This is a genomic window from Novosphingobium gossypii, from assembly GCF_050433305.1.
In the GTDB taxonomy this organism is placed as follows: Bacteria; Pseudomonadota; Alphaproteobacteria; order Sphingomonadales; family Sphingomonadaceae; genus Novosphingobium; species Novosphingobium gossypii.
On sequence record NZ_JBNPXM010000017.1, the window covers coordinates 15,686 to 31,963 of the forward strand.

A 16,278-nucleotide genomic window follows, 5' to 3' on the forward strand; every position below is an offset into this window, starting at 1 on the left:
CCGGTGTCGGCGAATAGATTTCACTTATGTTCGGCGCGGTGGGATGCGTTCGGATGCCCAAATCGTCCGAAACCACACGCCAACTGCGCATAAAAATGCCTCAGCCTCAAAGCTATCGTCTGCGCGAGATCCGGAGACCCGACGATGCTGCGACTGGCTGCAATTCCCGCCCTCATGATGGCCATGGCCGCACCCGCCCAGGTCGCACCCGCGTGCAAGGCGGATGCGGTCGAGACGCGGCACCATGCCGTGATCGGCGGCAGGCGCATCGACTATGCCGCCTGCGCGGGCACCCTGCCGGTCCGCAACCTCAAAGGCGAGGTGCGCGGGCGCGTGTTCTACACCGCCTATATCGCGCAGGGCCGCAAGCCGCGGCCACTCACATTCGTATGGAACGGAGGCCCCGGCGCGGACTCGCGGCTGCTGCATTTCCATGCACTCGGCCCCCGCGTGATCGCCAGGGGGCGCCTCGCCGACAATCCGGCAAGCCCGCTCGCGGTCAGCGATCTCGTCTTCGTCGATCCGATCGGCACGGGGTTCAGCCGAGCCGACACGCCGGACCATGCCGCTGATTTCTACGGCACACAGGCAGATATCGCCTCGATCGCCGGGTTCGTGACTGACTGGCGGAGCACCTACGGGCACACCGCCGCGCCGCTCTACCTCGCGGGGGAAAGCTTTGGCACCTGGCGCGCGGCGGGCGTGGCAGAGGCGCTGGTGTATACCGGCACGCCGGTCGCAGGCATCGCGCTGATCTCGGGCGGCATCCCGCTCGGCGACATGCCTGACCGGAACCTGATGCGCGCACTCTCGCTCGACAGCCGCATCGCCACCGCCCATGCGCTTGGACGCCTTGCACCGGGCACTGACCGCGCGAAAGTGCTGGCCGAGGCACGCCGGTGGGGGACGCAGGTCTATGCCCCCGCACTTGCCGCGCCCGATGCTTTGTCACCGGAGCAACGCGCCGCCGTGATCGCCGCGCTCGCCCGCTATCAGAGTCTCGATCCGGCCATCGTGGACGGCAAGACGCTGTGGGTCTCCCCGCGCCAGTTCCGCACCGCGCTGCTGGCGAAGGAGAAGAAGACGCTCGACACCTTCGACATGCGCCGCTCCGACCCTGATCCGGACGAGAAGGCGGAGAACGCGCTGGTGCTCAATTACTATCGCACAACGCTCGGCTACCGCGAGGGCAGCTATGCGGGGATCGACGCACCCGCATCGGATGCCGGAGCCGGGTGGCAATACGACCAGTCGCCGATCACGAAGGAGTCGCTCGCCCGCGCCATGGCCGGCGAAGGCCCGCCCAGCCCTTCGCAGCCGTGGACGCTGCGCGTGATGGAGAAGGCCCCCAAGCTGCGCACATGGGTGGCGGCGGGCCGGTTCGATTCCCTCAACAGCTGCGCAGGCAACGAAGCGACCATCGCGGCGCTGCCGAAGCCCGTCGCCACCCGTTTCGTGCTGCGCTGCTACGAAGGCGGGCACATGATGTATGAGGATGATCGCGAAACCCTTCGGTTCGGGCGTGAGTTTTCCGCGTTCCTCAATTGAGGCGCATAAATTTTGCACGTTAAAATGGATGCGCAACAAAAAACGCGCTAACGGGTGCGTCGACGCCGGTGCGAACGCAAAACTATTCCCGCGACCGCCGCTATCCTGACGGACAAGGAAACGCCGCGCCAATGCGGCGGCCTTCAGGGACAAATCCGGGGAATTCGGGCATGAAACTTCGCACGCAGACACGCACGCTTTTGGCTACAACCGCCCTTTCGGTCGCCGTGCTCGGTACGCCGGTCCACGCGCAGGATCTCGGCCCAGCAGCAGAGGCGGAGGCGGGCGTCGAGGGGGGCGAGGCCATCGTCGTCACCGGATCGCGCATCCGCCGCGCGCCCAACTCCGACGCTGCGCCGGTCCTTGAGGTCGGCCAGCAGCAGATCCTCGATCGCGGCTACGTCAGCGTCGCCGATGCCCTGAATGACCTGCCTTCCAACGTGCCGACGCTCAACCAGGCCGACGGTTCGGGCGAGTCGAGTGGCTCGGGCATCCAGTCGCCCAACCTCTTCGGCCTGGGTGCCGGACGCACACTGACCCTGCTCAACGGCCGCCGCATGGTGACGAGCAGCTCGGGCATCGGCGGTACCGACGGCGTAGGCGACGCGCAGGTCGATTCCAACATTCTGCCGCTCGGTCTGCTGGAGCGAGTCGAGGTCTATCAAGGCGGCGGTGCCGCGGTCTACGGTTCGGACGCGATCGCAGGCACGGTGAACTACATCCTCAAGAAGGACTTCACCGGCATCTTGCTGGACGGCCAGGCCGGTATCTCCGACCGGAACGACTATGGCACCCAGGCACTGCGTGGCACCGCAGGCTTCAATTTCGCCGAAGGTCGCGGCAACTTGGCGGTGGACGTCGGATGGTCGAAGAGCCCCTCGCTGCGCTTCGCCGACCGTCCGCTGTCGAATCTCGGCCGCCTGACGGTCTCGAACTCTGCCGATACCGGGCCCAGCGACGGTATCCCGTCGGTGAAGGAGATCTTCAACGCGGGCTTCTGGCCGTTCAACGGCAACGGCGTGATCTTCGTCGCGCCCGCACCGCCGCCGAATTTCCTGCTGCGCAACGGCGCGGGCAGCGCGCTCCAGTTCGGCACCGACGGCAGCGTCATCCCCTACAACCCCGGCACCATCCAGGGCATCCCCTTCGCGTCGAACGGCGAAGGCTTCCCCTATCAGGAACTGGCGGGCCTGCGCACCGGCGTCGAGCGCCTCACCGCCAACGCCATCGGCCACTACGACTTGACCGACCGCATCACCCTGTCGGCCGAGTTCCTCTACGCCAACACCAAGGGCCGCGAAATCCCGCAGGGCAACAGCCGCACCGTGCTGAACGGCGGCACGTATGCCGGGCCAATCTCGTTCACGATCAACAACGCCTTCCTGACCGACGAGGCCAAGGCCGCGCTGATCGCCGCCCGCCCCAGCTTCGCCAGTGGCGCGCCGCTGTTCCTGTCGAAGTACTTCTACGACCTCGTCCCCGATCCGGTGCAGACCTACAACACCGACACCTGGCGCGGCGCCCTGACGCTCGATGGCGAGTTCGACGTCGGCAGCCGCAACTTCTACTGGTCGGTCTCCGGTAGCTATGCCCGCGTTGATGGCAAGCAGCGCAGCTGGGAAGTCGTCAACAGCCGCTACAACAACGCGATCAACTCGGTCCTGTCCGGCGGACAGGCGGTCTGCGCCATCAACGCCGACGCCAGCACCGCCAACGACGACCCGAGTTGCGCGCCGATCAACCCGTTCGGTCGGGGCACCGTCAGCGATGCCGCGCGCAAGTACGTCAGCACCCGCGCCGGGCTCGACTGGACCAACGAACAGATCGACGTCCTCGCCACGCTGGGCGGCACACTGGTCTCCCTGCCTACGGGCGATGTGCAGTTCAGCGCTGCTTACGAGCACCGCGACGAGAAGGCCTCGTTCAGCCCGCTGCAGGCCAATCGTGACGGCGTGTTCGGCGACGGGTCGCAGCAGGTCGCCCAGTCCGGCAGCTACAACACCGACGAGCTTTCCGCCGAGCTGATCGTGCCGCTGATCGGTCGTGATTTCACGTTGCCGCTTGTCAAGCTGCTCGAATTCAAGGGAGCGTTCCGCTACGTCGACAACTCGTTCGCGGGCAAGGAGAACGTGTGGGATGCAGGCCTGCGCTGGGAAGTCACGGACGGCGTGACCCTGCGCGGATCGCGCAGCCGCAACTTCCGCGCGCCGACGCTGACGCAGCTTCTCGCGCCGACCAGCAGCACGATCAGCTCCGCCGGCTACGACCCGTGCGACGCGGACCGCATCAACGCGGGCGCCAACCCGACCGCGCGCCGCGCCAACTGCCTTGCGCTGTTCACCGCCAACCCCGGCTACGGCGTCGATCCTGATGGCACCGGCACTGGCCTGAGCGCGGCGGAACGTCTCGCCCGCTTCCAGAGCCCGGCGGAGAACTTCAACCGCACCAGCGTCACCACCGGCGGCAACCCGAACCTGCGCAACGAGATCTCGGACACGCTTACTTACGGCATCGTGCTCCAGCCGCGCTTCGTGCCCGGCCTCTCGATCAGCGCGGACCGCATCGAGATCGACCTGAAGGACGGCCTCTCGCCCTTCACGACGGAGGATTTCGCGGCAGCCTGCTTCGACGATCCGAACCCGTCGGACTCGGTGTGCGGCGCCTTCACTCGCCTTGCCGGGCCTGACGCGACGAGCATCGGCGGCACCATCGTTACCGGCACCACTACCACGTTCAACGCGGGCGTCGTCAAGTACCGGGGCGAGACCTATACGATCGACTACGCCTTCGCGCCGGGCGACCTGTTCGGCGGCAGCGATCTCGGCCGCCTGCGCCTGACCGCCAACGCCACGCACAACACGCTGCTCACCACCTCGGTGACGGGCACGACGTTCATCCGCACCGACGATACCTACCAAAGCCCCGAGTGGGTCGGTCGCTTCAATGCGGTGTGGGACAAGGGCCCGGTGCGCGTGAGCTACCAGCTCGACTACCTAGGCCGCACCCGCGCCGCCTATGACGCGACCATCGAGACGACGCCGAACCCGATCCTGAAGTCGAACATCGTTCACTCCATCTCGGCGCAGGTCGAGGCAGGGAACATGACCTTCCGGGCCGGTATCGACAACCTGACCGACAAGGCCCCGTCCTATCCGCAGATCGCCTATGGCGACATCCTCGGCCGCCGGTTCTTCCTTGGCGCGCGCATCAAACTGAAGTGACGCGCTTCGCCGCCCGGACGCCATGCCGGGCGGCGGTTCCCCATCCTGCATCGAACGGACGACAGACACCCCCCGCGATGACCCCGCCGGTGCCCTCCATACTCCCCCCCCTCCCCCCGGTCTCCGGCGAGGAGATCGGCTCGTACTCCCAGTGGGTACGCAAGGTGATCCGCGCAGTCCGGTCGGAGCGGAACCTGCTCGTCAGCCTGTTCGACAGCTCCGTGCCCGAGCCGGTGGACCTGCTGCGCCGGATCGTGATCGAGGAGTTCGCCGAGCCCGTAACCTCGCGCTACACTAGCGCTTTCAACGGCAACCCCTACGTCGTCGAGCAGCTCGCGCGGCGCTACGGCGTGCCGCAGGAGCGCGTGCTCTGCGCCACCGGCGCGACCGGGGCGCTGTCGCTGATCTACCGCGCGCTGGTGGGCCCCGGCGAATCCGTGCTGGTCGAAACGCCCGGCTTCGACCTGTTCCACACCATCGCGCAGACCAACCGCCTCGGCGTGGAGCAGTTCGCGCGCCGGGGTGACGGCTTCGCCATCGACCCAGACGAGGTCGCCGCGCGAATCACCCCGACGACCCGACTGATCGTACTGTCGAACCTCCATAACCCTTCTGGCATGGCGGTCGATCAGGACACTCTCCTTGCCATCGCCCGCATCGGCGAGGCGCGGGGCATTCATGTCGTCGTGGACGAAGTCTACGCCGCCTATGTCGATGCCGACGTGCGACCCGCCTCCGCCGTATCGCTCTCGCCCGCGATCATCGGGATCGACAGCCTGACCAAGTCCTATGGCCTCAGCACCCTGCGCTGCGGCTGGATCGTCGCCGACGAGGCCCCGATGCGCCGCATCCGTGCGCTGGCGGAGGAAACCGAGTTCGGCGTCTCGAACCTCGCTCACGCCGCCGCCGCGCTGGTGCTGGAGCGGCCCGAGCCGTTCGACACCTACCGCGACGAGATCATGCGCAAGGCGCGCCCGATCATCGAGAGCTACTACGCCCACTGGCGTGCCGAGGGTCTGGTGACGGGCGAACTGCCGCGCTTCGGCTGCATCGCCTTCCCGCGCCTCACCGGGATTGACGACACGATCGCCTTCTCCGAATGGCTCGCCGAGCGCTGCGGCGTGGTCGTCGCGCCGGGCGAATACTTCGGAGCGGCGGGGCACATCCGCATCGGCTTCGCCCGCGCACCGGCGGACGTGGACTACGGATTGCAGGCATTGACCGACGGGCTGGTACGCTACCGCGACCTGCTCGCAGCCAAGGGAACGAACTGAGCATGCGCATCTGCTGGCCCCTGACACTGGCAGCCATGCTGGCGAGCACATCGGTCGCCGCACACGAATCGCCTACGGTTGCGGCTAAGCTCGAAGGTCGCGCCGAGCAGACGATGAAGGTCGGCGGCAAGCGCCTTGCCTACACGGCGGAGGCGGGCACCTTCCCGGTATCGAGCGCGCCGGGCAAGACTGATGCTAGCGCGGGCTATGTCGCCTACGTGCGCAAAGGCGCGGCGGCGGACCGCCCCGTGCTGTTCGTGTTCAACGGCGGCCCCGGCGCGGCCTCGGCCTATCTGCAGATGGGTGCGCTCGGCCCGATGCGGGCGCATGTGCCGCAAGATCCCGCCGCGCCCTTGCCCGCCGGGCCCGAAGTCGCCGCCAACCCGGCCTCGCTTCTCGACGTGGCCGACCTCGTGTTCCTCGACCCGCCGGGCACCGGGTTCTCGGAGATCGCCATGGACGCGGACGCCACGTTCTACCAGTCGGTGAAGGGCGATGCCGACGCCGTGGCGCAGCTTGCCCGTGCCTGGCTGGCCGAGAACCGCCGCACGACCTCGCCGCTGTTCATCCTCGGCGAGAGTTACGGCACGATCCGCGCCGCCGCCATGGTGGACGCGCTCCATGCGCAGGATGCGGCGCTCAAGGTGCGCGGCGTGCTGCTGTTCGGGCAGGCGCTCAATATGATCGAGACGTCGCAGCGGCCCGACAACGTCGTGACCTATCCGGTCTCGCTGCCGACCCTCGCGGCGCTGGCCTGCTATCACCACAAGCGCCCCGCGCCCTGCGATCCCGCCGCGAGCGCGCAGGATGCCGCCGCGTTCGGCCCGGCCTATCTCGACGCGCTCTACAAGGGCCGTGTGCTGGACGAGGCTGCGCGCACGGCCGTCGCCGCGAAGCTGGCGGACCTCACCGGCATTCCGGCCGAGTTTTACCTCCAGCATGACCTGCGTATCTCCAAGGAGCGCTTCCGCGTCGAACTCCTCCGTACCGAGGGCAAGGTGCTGGGCCGCTACGACGCGCGCTACACCGCGCCGCGACCGGCAGATGCGGGCGAGATGGTCGGCCCCGATGCCTTCTCCGCCGTGTCGGACCTCTACGGCAAGGCCGTGATCGGCCAGCTTGCGAGCATCGGCGTCCAGAACCCCGAGCGTTACAAGGTGATTGCCCGCTTCCCCGGCGAATGGTCCTACGGCGCGGGTGACAGCCCGTTCAACGACTGGCCGTTCATGGCCCACCTCGAAGCCGCGATGGTCGCCGAGCCCAAGCTACGGCTCTTCGTCGGCACCGGTCTCTACGACTTGACGACGACGGTCGGCGCGGCGGACTACCTCTTCGCGCAGTCGGGCCTGACCGGCGACCGCTTCGTCAACTACCGCTATCCCGCCGGGCACGTCGCCTATTCGGACGACGAAAGCTGGCGCAATTTCGTGGCCGACATCCGCGCCTTCATCGCCGAGGGCGTGAAGCCGTGAGCGACGAAGGCAGTCTCGCCAAGGGCATCGACCTGTGGGGCGTCGTCGCGCTGGGCCTCGGCACGGCGGTCGGCGTCTCAATCTTCTCGGCCATCGCGCCCGCCACCGCCATCGCGGGACCGGCGATGCTGCTGTCGGTGCTGGTCGCGGCGCTGCCGATGTACCTCATCGCGGTGAGCTATGCCTTCCTCGGCTCCGCGCTGCCGATGTCGGGAGCGTCGTTCGCGTGGCCCGCGCGGTTCCTCCATCCCTCGCTCGGCTTCATCATCGGCTGGGCTCGGATCATCGCCAACATGGGGGCGATGGTGGTGCTGGCCCTCGTCCTCGTGCGCTACGGCTCGATGATCCTGCCGCTACCGGTCAAGCCCACGATGTTCGCGGTGCTGGTGCTGGCGCTGCTGGCCAACCTGTTCGGCGTCCACATCGCCGCGACCGTCCAGAAGTGGCTGCTCGGCGCGATGCTGATCCTATTCGCGGTGTTCATCGCCTGGGGCGGGAGCACGGCGGTCGACCTGTCGCGCCTTCAGCCCCTGTTTCCCAATGGCCTTCACGGCATGATCGCGGCGATGCCGCTGCTGATGGGCCTGTTCTTCGGCATCGAGGCCGCCACCGAAGCAGGCGCGGAAGTGGCGGACAGCCGCCGCGCCATCCCGCTCGGCATCGCGCTGTCGATCGGTTCGGCGACGCTGCTCTACCTTGCCGTCGGCTTCGTCGCGCTCGGCGTGATGGGCGCGCCTGCGCTCGGGGCCAGCGAGGCACCGATCCTCGATGCGGCCAAAGTCTTCATGGGTCCGATAGCGACGCCGCTGATCGTGTTGGCGGCAGTGCTGTCCATCGGCAAGTCGCTGAACGCCATGTTCGCGATGTTCAGCCGCAGCCTTTACGCGATGGGTACGGCGGGGATGCTGCCGTCCGCGCTGGGCCGCGTCCATCCGCGCTGGCAGACGCCGCACATTGCGCTGCTGGCGGTCTTCGCCATCGGCTGCGCGGGGCTGCTGCTGCCGATGGAACTGACCTTCCTGTTCCTTGCCGTGAACATCCCTAACTTGCTGAAGTACGCCAGCATCTGCCTTTCCGCCGCCCGCGTGGTGGAGCGGCACGACGACCTCTACGAAGCCGCCGCCTTCAAGTTCGCCCGCCCGACGATGCGCGCCTTCGCCTATGCGGGCGCGGCCTGCGCGCTGGCCCTCGCGCTGGTGGGGCTGGAAGCCGACTGGCGGCCCTATGCGCTACTCGGCGGCTGGGTACTGGCAGGCGCCGCGTTCCGCTGGCTCCATACCCGCGCCCAGGGCTGAGCCGGGCGAGAGGTTTACACGGTTTACACAGTCCAGAGGGAACACGCGTCGCCCTGAGGCCTGAATGTGCGCCTTGCACGCATAAGGCGACACATCGGGCGCACAAGGCGACACTCCCGGCGTACGAAGTGTCGCCTTGTGTAGTTCCGAGCGGGTCATGCACGGATGATACCCCGGCCGGGCTTCTGTATGAAAAAACCCGAGCCCCCTTTCGTCATTGCGAGCGCAGCGAAGCAATCCACGGTCGGCTCATGCCGCTGGATTGCTTCGCTGCGCTCGCAATGACGAAAGGGATGTGCAACGTACGGTCAACACCCCAACCGGAATGTCGGTGCGGGCCGTGAAATGCCCGCACCGACACCCGAACCGCCCTGCCCGATCACGCGGACAGGACGGTGGGACACCTCACAGAAATTCGTCGGCCGCGTCGTGGCTGTCGCCGCCGCTTGTGGTGGCGGAAGCGGGCTTTGCTATCGGCAGAGTGATCGCGGGGGCCTCGGCGAAGGGCTTCACGCCGAACGCCGGGTAGATCTCCGACGGGAAGTAGATCGTGCCGTCCTTCACCACCATGGCGATGCGGTGCAGTTCGGTAAGGTCGGCCAGCGGATTGCCCGGCAGCAGCAGGAAGTCCGCCCGCTTGCCACGTTCGATGGAACCCAGCTCCTGGTCGTTGCCCATGTAGCGCTCCGGCCCGATGGTGCCGATGCGCAGGACGTCGGCGGCGGGAATGCCCGCCTCGCCGTAGATCTCCAGCTCGCGGTGGACCGACAGGCCCGTGCCGTCGTCAGTGCCCGGCAGGAGCGTGACACCGCGATCGTGCAGCCGCTTGACCACGCGCTTCACCGCATCGAACGCGCCCTGATAGGCCGCATCGTCGCCCGGCGCCGTCAGCGGTGCGATGCCTTGGCGGCGACGGCGCTGGAGGCCAATCGGCAGATGATCGATGTAGCTCGCCACTGCCGGCGCGGGCTTGCCGTCGCGGCTGAGCATCAGCAGTTCGAGCGTCACCGCCGTGGGGTCGAGCGCGATGTGCTTCGCGACCATGGTGTCCAGCGTCGCCTTCACGCGCGGGATGTCGAGGTCCAGCCCCGCCGTGCGCCGCATTGCGGTAAGGCGCAGCGGGGTGCGGGTATCCTCCTTGATGTCGAGCACCCAGCCGAGCATCAGCTGGTTGATGTGGGTGATCTCGTCATAGCCCGCCGCGATCATCGCATCGGCATTGGTGAAGGCGGGGACGTGGCCGGTCAGCCCCATGCCCAGCCGCTTTGCCTCACGGGCGATGGCGGGCACCCACGCGGTGTTCATGCTGTTGTAGATCTTGATCTGCCAGTAGCCGCGCGCCGCATACCAGCGCACCGCGTCGAGCGCCGCCGCCTCGCTGTCCACCACGATGCCGTGGCGCGCCGAGTAGGGACTGCGGCCTTCGAGGAAGCCGTTGGCGGCGATGCGCGGCCCCGCAACCTCGCCCTTGCCGATGCGGTCGATCAGGCCGGGCAGGAAATCGTTGTGGTTGCCCATGTCGCGCACGGAGGTCACCCCCGCCGCGATGTAGAGCATCGCCGATTCCAGCCCGATGTGCGAATGCATGTCATGCAGGCCCGCGACCAGCGTGCCGCCCTCGCCGTCGATCAGCGCCTCCCCGAGAGTGGCGGGCTCGTCGAGCGGCTGGATGCCGGTGATCCGCCCGTGCGCGAAGACGACCGAGACCGGATCGCCCAGCTTGCCGCTTGCAGGATCGAACACCCGGACGTTGCGGATGCGCACCGGCGCATCGACATTATGGGCGAAGCGCTTCTGCAAGGCCGCGTAGCGCGCGGCGGTGAGGCTGGTGCCCAGTTCGTTGAGCGTGGGCACTTCCGCTTCGTGCCCTTCCCGCACCGTCGCGCCGCCGCTGTCGAGCGTGGCAAACAGTTCGCCCTTCGCGTCGAGCAGGATCATCTCAGGCGAAAGGTCGATGCCGCTGATCGAATAGGCCTGGTACTTGCCCTTGCCGATCGTCGCCGGGCCAAGCTTCTCGATGGCGAGTTCGCCGCCGGGCAACGCGGGCATCCGGCCGTCCGCGTCCTTGAGCAGCGCGCGGGCGTAGAGCCCCAGCGCCCACGGGCTCGCGTTCTGGCCGACGTAGAGCGCAGGACCGCTCGCCGCCGCCTGCTTCTCGCCCATGGAATCGGTCCAGCGAGCGGTGGCGCCATCGCGGGCGAAGCGTTCGTGGACTTCGCCGCCGAAGGTCGCCTTGCCGTCCAGCTCCCAGCGCAGCGGCAGCCCGTCGCGACCCAGCTCGATGCTTTCGCGCATGGTCGGGCCGCGGCCGTTGTTCTTGACGTCGTACTGGATGGTGACGCGGGTGCCCTGCACGTCGGCGTCGATGAAGCCGACCTTCTCGCCGTTGGAGACGACGCTGTAGCGCAGATGCTCGGCGTGGCCGGGAACGGCAACCAGCAGGGTCGAGGCGAACAGCGCGGCGCGCAGGGGCATACGGAACATCAGGCGAGCGAACTCTGGTAGAGGTGAGCGGCGGCGGCGAGGTCCTGCACCGCATGGCCGAGCGACTTGTAGACGGTGATGTCCCATTCGGAGCGGCGCCCCTTCACGCGGCCGAGCAGCACTTCGCCGATCTCCGCGACGATGTGCGTGTCGTCGATCAGGTCCTTCTCCCGTGCGACGATGAATTCGGCCGCCGCATCGAGCGCGGAGGCGCGGCTGTCGGCGACGTAGCGGCTGTTGACGACGAGCGCGCTGTCGACCTCGACCGGACCGGGACCGCTGGAGCCGACCAGATTGACGTGGACACCGCGCTTCAGCCACTCGCCTTTGAGCACCGGCTCCGACGCAGTGGTCAGGGTGCAGATCACGTCCGCCTCGCCCGCCGCCGCCGGCAGGTCGATCACGGCCTCGGCCTTGAGGTGGGCGTACTGCGCCGCTAGCGCCTCGGCCTTGTTCGGCGAGCGGCCCCAGATCAGCACCTGCTCGAAATCGCGCACCAGCGGCAGGGCCTTCAGATGCGTGTGCGCCTGCCCGCCGGTGCCGACGATCAGCAGCGTGCGCGCGTCCGACCGCGCCAGCGCATCGGTCGCCACGGCGGTCGCGGCGGCGGTGCGGATATGGGTGATCTCCTCGGCGTCGGCCACGCAGACCGGGCGGCCTTCCTCGGGCTCGAACAGCACGACAAGGCCTCGGTGACGCCGCGGGCCCAGCGAACGCGGATCGGCGAAGACGCTGATGGTCTTGGTGCCGAACATGTCGCGCTCGCCAAGCGCCCCGGGCATCTGGGCGAAGGTGCGACCCGGCCCCAGCGACAGCATCGTGCGCAGCAGCTGGCGCGTTTCCCCGCAGGACAGCGCCATCATCGCCTGGCGCACGACACGGATGCAATCGGGATAGGACAGCTTTTCGCGCACCGCCTCGCTGTCGAAGATCGTCAGCTCGTCGCGTTTCATCGGTGCCGTCCTTTCAATTCCCTGTGCGCACACGTTAGCCGCCGTTGCGGCGTAATGCTTGCCCGACTTCGCGCATTTGCCTAAGCTCGATGGCAATCCAATGCAGCGATGACAGGGATGACGCATAATCATGGCGGAAGCACTCGACCGGCTCGACCTCAAGATCCTCGACCGGCTGCAGATCGACGCCTCTGAATCGTCGAGCGAGATCGCCGAGCGAGTCGGCCTGTCGCAATCGCCCTGCTGGCGCCGCATCCAGCGGCTGAAGGAGGAAGGCTACATCAAGGCGCAGGTCGCCGTGCTGGACCGCGAGAAGTTCGGCGAAAGCATGTACATCTTCGCCCAGCTCAAGATGGGCCGCCTCAGCGACGAGGCGCGCGAGAGCTTCATCCGCGCGATCGAGGACATTCCCGAGATCACCGAGGCCTATACCCTGTTCGGCGAGATGGACGTGATGCTGAAAGTGCTCGCTCCCAGCATGGTCTGGTATCAGAACTTCACCTTCCGCCGCCTGCTGCGCTTGCCCGGCGTGGAGGACATCCGCTCCACCGCGACGCTGTCGGAGATGAAATGCACCCACCGGCTTCCGCTCCCTTCGGGGGCGTGAGCAAAGGGGAGAGGGTGCCCTTGTCGCCTAACGCCGCCTTCCCGACAGCACGAACCCTACGCCGACGAGGACGAACCCGCCCAGCCCGGCAAGGCTGATCCGTTCGCCGAGCAGGACCGCCGCAAACACGGTGCCGAATAACGGCATGAGGTAGAAGAACAGCCCCGCGCGCCCCGATCCGACCAGCGCGACGCCCCGGTTGAACAGGAAGAACGCCAGCACCGACGGTCCGAGCGCGAGGTAGCCGAGTGCCCCATTGCCCGCATATCGCCCAGCGGTAGCGGCGTGCCTGCGGCGATCTGGAACGGCAGCATCAGTACCGCGGCGGCGGCGAAGGAGAGGAACAAGAAGCTTGCCGGATGGATCGTCGGGCGACGGCGCAGCAGGGTCGCGTAGCAGGACTGCGAGAGCATCGCTGCCCCCGCCAGCAGCGTCCCCGCATTAAGCGCGCCGCCCGCGCCGGGCTTGGCCAGCACCACGAAGAGCACGCCGACCAGCGCGAAGGTCATCACGCCAAACTGCTGCATGCTGACCCGGTCGCGAAACAGCAGCACGCCGCAGGCGACGATGGCGGTGGGCATCGCCGACTGGACGAGCAGCGCCGATGTCGCGTCGGTCAGGCGCAGCGCCATGTAGGCCAGCGTGTTGCTCCCCGCGAGGCCGAGCGCGGCGAGCAGCAACAGGGCCAGCCAGCCCCGCCGCAGGACCGGAAGGTCGGCCCGCAGGTGCGGCCAGGCAAACGGCAGAGCGAGCGGCAGGGCCAGCGTCGAGCGCCAGAACGACAGGCTCACCGGCACCATTCCGGCAGGCAGCGCGCGGCCCAGCACGAAGTTGCTCGCCCACAGCGATGCGGCGAGCGTGAGCAGTAGATAGGGACGGTTCCAGAGCGCGGGCGCGGCGTCCGCCGGCGCATGGGCCTGCAACCGGAGCGTGTCGACCGGCATTGAATGGCTCTCTGTTAGGGAGTGCCACCATTCTACGCTGCACCGCACACAATTTCCGTGTGAACCGATGCCATTTCTCGGTGATATAGCACTACCAATGCATTTTAGTGGAATTATACGCATCGTCGTTGCAGGATGCTGCAATGCCCCGCTACCTCGACAGCTTCGATCTCCGGATTCTCGAATGCTGGCAAGAGCGCGGCGATATTGGGCCGGTGGAGATGAGCGAACTCGTCCACCTCTCCGCCTCGCAATGCTCACGCCGGATGCAGAGCCTGCGCGCGGCGGGGCACGTCTCTCGCATCTCCGCGGTGCTGCAGCCGGAGAAGCTGGGGATCGGCGTCAGTGCCTATGTGCTGGTCACGCTGCGCTCACACGAACCCGACTGGCTGGAGACGTTCAACCGCCGCATCGACGCGCTCGACGAAGTGCTCGAATGCCAATCGCTGACCGGGGAAGCGGACATCATCCTCAAGGTCGCCACGCGCGATCTTGCCAGCTTCAATACTCTGCTCGTGCGCGAACTCCTCGCCGCACCCGAGGTGGCGACCGCGCGGTCGAGCATCATCCTCGAAAACCTCAAGAGCACCACCGCCCTGCCGACACGCTTTGCGCGTGAAAAGCAGACACGCGCATAAATGATGCTCCGCAGCGCAACCGCGCGCGCCTCTACGCGACACCTTCGCCGGGTCTCGCCGATAGAGTGAGCAGCAGGAGGAGACCCGCCATGCCCGATCGCCGTATCGCCCTTTCCCTGCTCACCGCCCTGCCCGCACTGGCCTTCGCCCAGGCAGCAAGCGCCGCTCCGGAGCCTACGCTGCGCGTCACCCTCGCCCCCGCGAAGCCGGATGCGCAGCAGCACGTTCCCTACGTCGACGTGACGATGGTGGCGGAGGGCATGTCCCGCGCCGAGGGTGCGGCCCTTCTCCGCTTGCCCCTCGTCGCCAACACCGTCGTCACCAGCGGCGCCGCGATCACTGGCCTGACCGTGCGCGATGGTAAGGGCGCCCTCATCCCACGCATCGAGGATGTGGAGGAAGACGGCTCCAACCGAACCCGCTTTTGGCGCGCGCCGCGCGCCGTGGGTGGCGCACTGACCCTGCGCTATCGCGTCCCGATCGACGCCGCCGCGCCCCCGCTCGCGCTACCGCAATACGAGATGCGCACCGAACTCGGCGGCTTCTCGGCTGCGGGCAACGCCTTCCTGATACTCCCCGACGACGAGACCCCGCGCAAGACCAGCATCAAATGGGACTTTTCCGCCTACGGCGCCGGCGGCAAGGGCGCCTCCAGCCTCGGCGTGGGCGATGCGGCGAGCCGCACCGCACTGCCCTCAGGCAAGCTGGCTTCGATGTACTACATGGGCGGCCGACCGGGCATCTATCCGCCGGACAAGGACGGCTTCTTCGCTGCATGGCAAGGCGCGCCACCCTTCCCGATGGACCCGCTGATGACATGGGCCTCGGACCTGCATCGTTATTACGGCACGTTCTTCGGCTATGCCCCGCCCAGCTTCGGCGTGTTCGGCCGCACCAACCAACGTAATCCCGGCAGCGGCATCGGTCTGACTGAAAGCTTCGCATTCACGTTCAACCACACAACGAAGTCTGCTGACCTGCGCTCGCTGCTGGCGCATGAGATGCTCCACGCTTGGGTGAACTCGCTCGACGCCTCGATGGATACGGCGGGCGGGCTGGACAGGTCGTGGTTCGGAGAGGGGCTGGCAGTCCATTACCAGCGCCTGCTGCCCTACCGCGCAGCCCTAATCTCGGCCGAGGATTTCCTGGCGGACCTCAACGAGACGGCGGGCCGCTATTACACAAACATCAAGATCGCCGTGCCCAACGCCGATATCCCGGCGGGCTTCTGGCGCGACACCCGCATCCGCGTGCTGCCTTACGATCGCGGCTCGCTCTACTTCGCTGCCTCCGATGCGGCGATCCGCAAGGCCTCGGGCGGCAAGCGCTCGCTCGACGATCTGGTGCGCACGATGCTGGCCGAGCGCAGCGCCGGACGGCCGATGGACGAGGCGCTCTATCGCCGCCTGTTGAAGGCTGACCTCGGCGACGAAGGCCTCGCCGCCTTCGAGGCGATGCTGAAGGGTGGCACCGTGCTGCCGCCCTCGGACGCATTCGGCCCGCAATTCCGCCGCGTGGAAAAGCCGCTCAAGCGCTTCGACCTGGGTTTCGATCCCGCCTCGCTGCTGGCGAAGCCGAAGATTGTGAAGGGACTGATCCCCGGCTCAAACGCCGAGATCGCAGGGCTGCGAAACGGGGACGAAATTCTCAACACCTTCTCGCAGGACGGGCTACAGGGCGACCAGGAGGCATTCCTGACGCTGGACGTGAAGCGCGGCGAAGAGGAACTTCACCTGCGTTTCCAACCGCGCGGTGAGACGGTACTCGCCTATCAATGGGAAGCGGCGCGCTGATGACCCCAAGCAAGGCGGCGTTCCGATCGTCTACGTCCTTCTGTCTGAT

The 16,278-nt window shown here is 67.4% G+C and carries 11 protein-coding genes and 1 pseudogene; 8 read left to right on the top strand and 4 right to left on the bottom strand.

Annotated elements, in window-relative coordinates; all coding sequences use genetic code 11:
• Positions 1 to 144 precede the first annotated feature (144 nt).
• The 5 genes from GGR40_RS20595 to GGR40_RS20615 all read left to right on the top strand — a co-directional run bounded on the left by GGR40_RS20595 (position 145) and on the right by GGR40_RS20615 (position 8,810).
• A complete protein-coding gene (locus GGR40_RS20595) occupies positions 145 to 1,548 on the top strand; it encodes a S10 family serine carboxypeptidase-like protein (protein WP_429278129.1) in 1,404 nt (467 codons plus the stop codon).
• Between the two features lie 170 nt (positions 1,549 to 1,718).
• Positions 1,719 to 4,769 carry a TonB-dependent receptor domain-containing protein gene (locus GGR40_RS20600; RefSeq protein ID WP_429278130.1) on the top strand — a complete coding sequence of 1,017 codons (3,051 nt, stop codon included), beginning with the start codon at positions 1,719 to 1,721 and terminating at the stop codon, positions 4,767 to 4,769.
• A gap of 164 nt (positions 4,770 to 4,933) precedes the next feature.
• Positions 4,934 to 6,043 (top strand): pyridoxal phosphate-dependent aminotransferase, encoded by a 1,110-nt coding sequence (locus tag GGR40_RS20605; RefSeq protein WP_429278131.1) that lies wholly within the window; start codon positions 4,934 to 4,936, stop codon positions 6,041 to 6,043.
• Positions 6,044 to 6,045: 2 nt separating this feature from the next.
• Entirely contained in the window at positions 6,046 to 7,515 is a 1,470-nt protein-coding gene (locus GGR40_RS20610; RefSeq protein WP_429278132.1) for a S10 family peptidase, read from the top strand.
• The gene (locus tag GGR40_RS20615; RefSeq protein ID WP_429278133.1) at positions 7,512 to 8,810 is read left to right on the top strand and encodes an APC family permease; all 1,299 of its coding nucleotides are present in this window, start codon (positions 7,512 to 7,514) and stop codon (positions 8,808 to 8,810) included. The genes GGR40_RS20610 and GGR40_RS20615 overlap by 4 nt, the downstream gene beginning before the upstream one ends.
• 405 nt (positions 8,811 to 9,215) lie before the next feature.
• Here the strand turns inward: GGR40_RS20615 and GGR40_RS20620 are convergent, their stop codons facing one another.
• The gene (locus GGR40_RS20620) at positions 9,216 to 11,294 is read right to left on the bottom strand and encodes an amidohydrolase family protein (RefSeq protein ID WP_429278134.1); all 2,079 of its coding nucleotides are present in this window, start codon (positions 11,292 to 11,294) and stop codon (positions 9,216 to 9,218) included.
• Positions 11,294 to 12,247: an ornithine cyclodeaminase family protein gene (locus GGR40_RS20625; protein ID WP_429278135.1), complete on the bottom strand. Its 954-nt coding sequence runs from the start codon at positions 12,245 to 12,247 to the stop codon at positions 11,294 to 11,296. Before GGR40_RS20625 ends, GGR40_RS20620 begins: the two co-directional genes overlap by 1 nt.
• 130 nt (positions 12,248 to 12,377) lie before the next feature.
• On the opposite strand from GGR40_RS20625, the gene GGR40_RS20630 reads away from it, so the two are divergent.
• Positions 12,378 to 12,854, top strand: a complete 477-nt coding sequence (locus GGR40_RS20630; RefSeq protein ID WP_429278136.1) for an Lrp/AsnC family transcriptional regulator — start codon at positions 12,378 to 12,380, stop codon at positions 12,852 to 12,854.
• Positions 12,855 to 12,881: 27 nt separating this feature from the next.
• Here GGR40_RS20630 and GGR40_RS20635 read toward each other — a convergent pair whose 3' ends face one another.
• Together GGR40_RS20635 and GGR40_RS20640 are read right to left on the bottom strand one after the other, a co-directional pair.
• Positions 12,882 to 13,076, bottom strand: a complete 195-nt coding sequence (locus GGR40_RS20635; RefSeq protein WP_429278137.1) for an EamA family transporter — start codon at positions 13,074 to 13,076, stop codon at positions 12,882 to 12,884.
• 311 nt (positions 13,077 to 13,387) lie between these two features.
• Positions 13,388 to 13,921: pseudogene (locus GGR40_RS20640) on the bottom strand (DMT family transporter); the annotation flags it as partial.
• 20 nt (positions 13,922 to 13,941) lie between these two features.
• On the opposite strand from GGR40_RS20640, the gene GGR40_RS20645 reads away from it, so the two are divergent.
• Positions 13,942 to 14,436 carry an Lrp/AsnC family transcriptional regulator gene (locus GGR40_RS20645; protein ID WP_429278138.1) on the top strand — a complete coding sequence of 165 codons (495 nt, stop codon included), beginning with the start codon at positions 13,942 to 13,944 and terminating at the stop codon, positions 14,434 to 14,436.
• 89 nt (positions 14,437 to 14,525) lie between these two features.
• Positions 14,526 to 16,229 carry a M61 metallopeptidase family protein gene (locus GGR40_RS20650; protein ID WP_429278139.1) on the top strand — a complete coding sequence of 568 codons (1,704 nt, stop codon included), beginning with the start codon at positions 14,526 to 14,528 and terminating at the stop codon, positions 16,227 to 16,229.
• The last annotated feature ends 49 nt before the right edge of the window (positions 16,230 to 16,278 follow it).

Excerpts from the sequence above, each read along its gene's own strand:
- GGR40_RS20610 (WP_429278132.1), top strand. The coding sequence starts at position 6,046 with ATGCGCATCTGCTGGCCCCTGACACTGGCAGCCATGCTGGCGAGCACA.
- GGR40_RS20600 (WP_429278130.1), top strand. The coding sequence starts at position 1,719 with ATGAAACTTCGCACGCAGACACGCACGCTTTTGGCTACAACCGCCCTT.
- GGR40_RS20645 (WP_429278138.1), top strand. The coding sequence starts at position 13,942 with ATGCCCCGCTACCTCGACAGCTTCGATCTCCGGATTCTCGAATGCTGG.
- GGR40_RS20620 (WP_429278134.1), bottom strand. The coding sequence starts at position 11,294 with ATGTTCCGTATGCCCCTGCGCGCCGCGCTGTTCGCCTCGACCCTGCTG.
- GGR40_RS20625 (WP_429278135.1), bottom strand. The coding sequence starts at position 12,247 with ATGAAACGCGACGAGCTGACGATCTTCGACAGCGAGGCGGTGCGCGAA.
- GGR40_RS20630 (WP_429278136.1), top strand. The coding sequence starts at position 12,378 with ATGGCGGAAGCACTCGACCGGCTCGACCTCAAGATCCTCGACCGGCTG.
- GGR40_RS20595 (WP_429278129.1), top strand. The coding sequence starts at position 145 with ATGCTGCGACTGGCTGCAATTCCCGCCCTCATGATGGCCATGGCCGCA.
- GGR40_RS20650 (WP_429278139.1), top strand. The coding sequence starts at position 14,526 with ATGCCCGATCGCCGTATCGCCCTTTCCCTGCTCACCGCCCTGCCCGCA.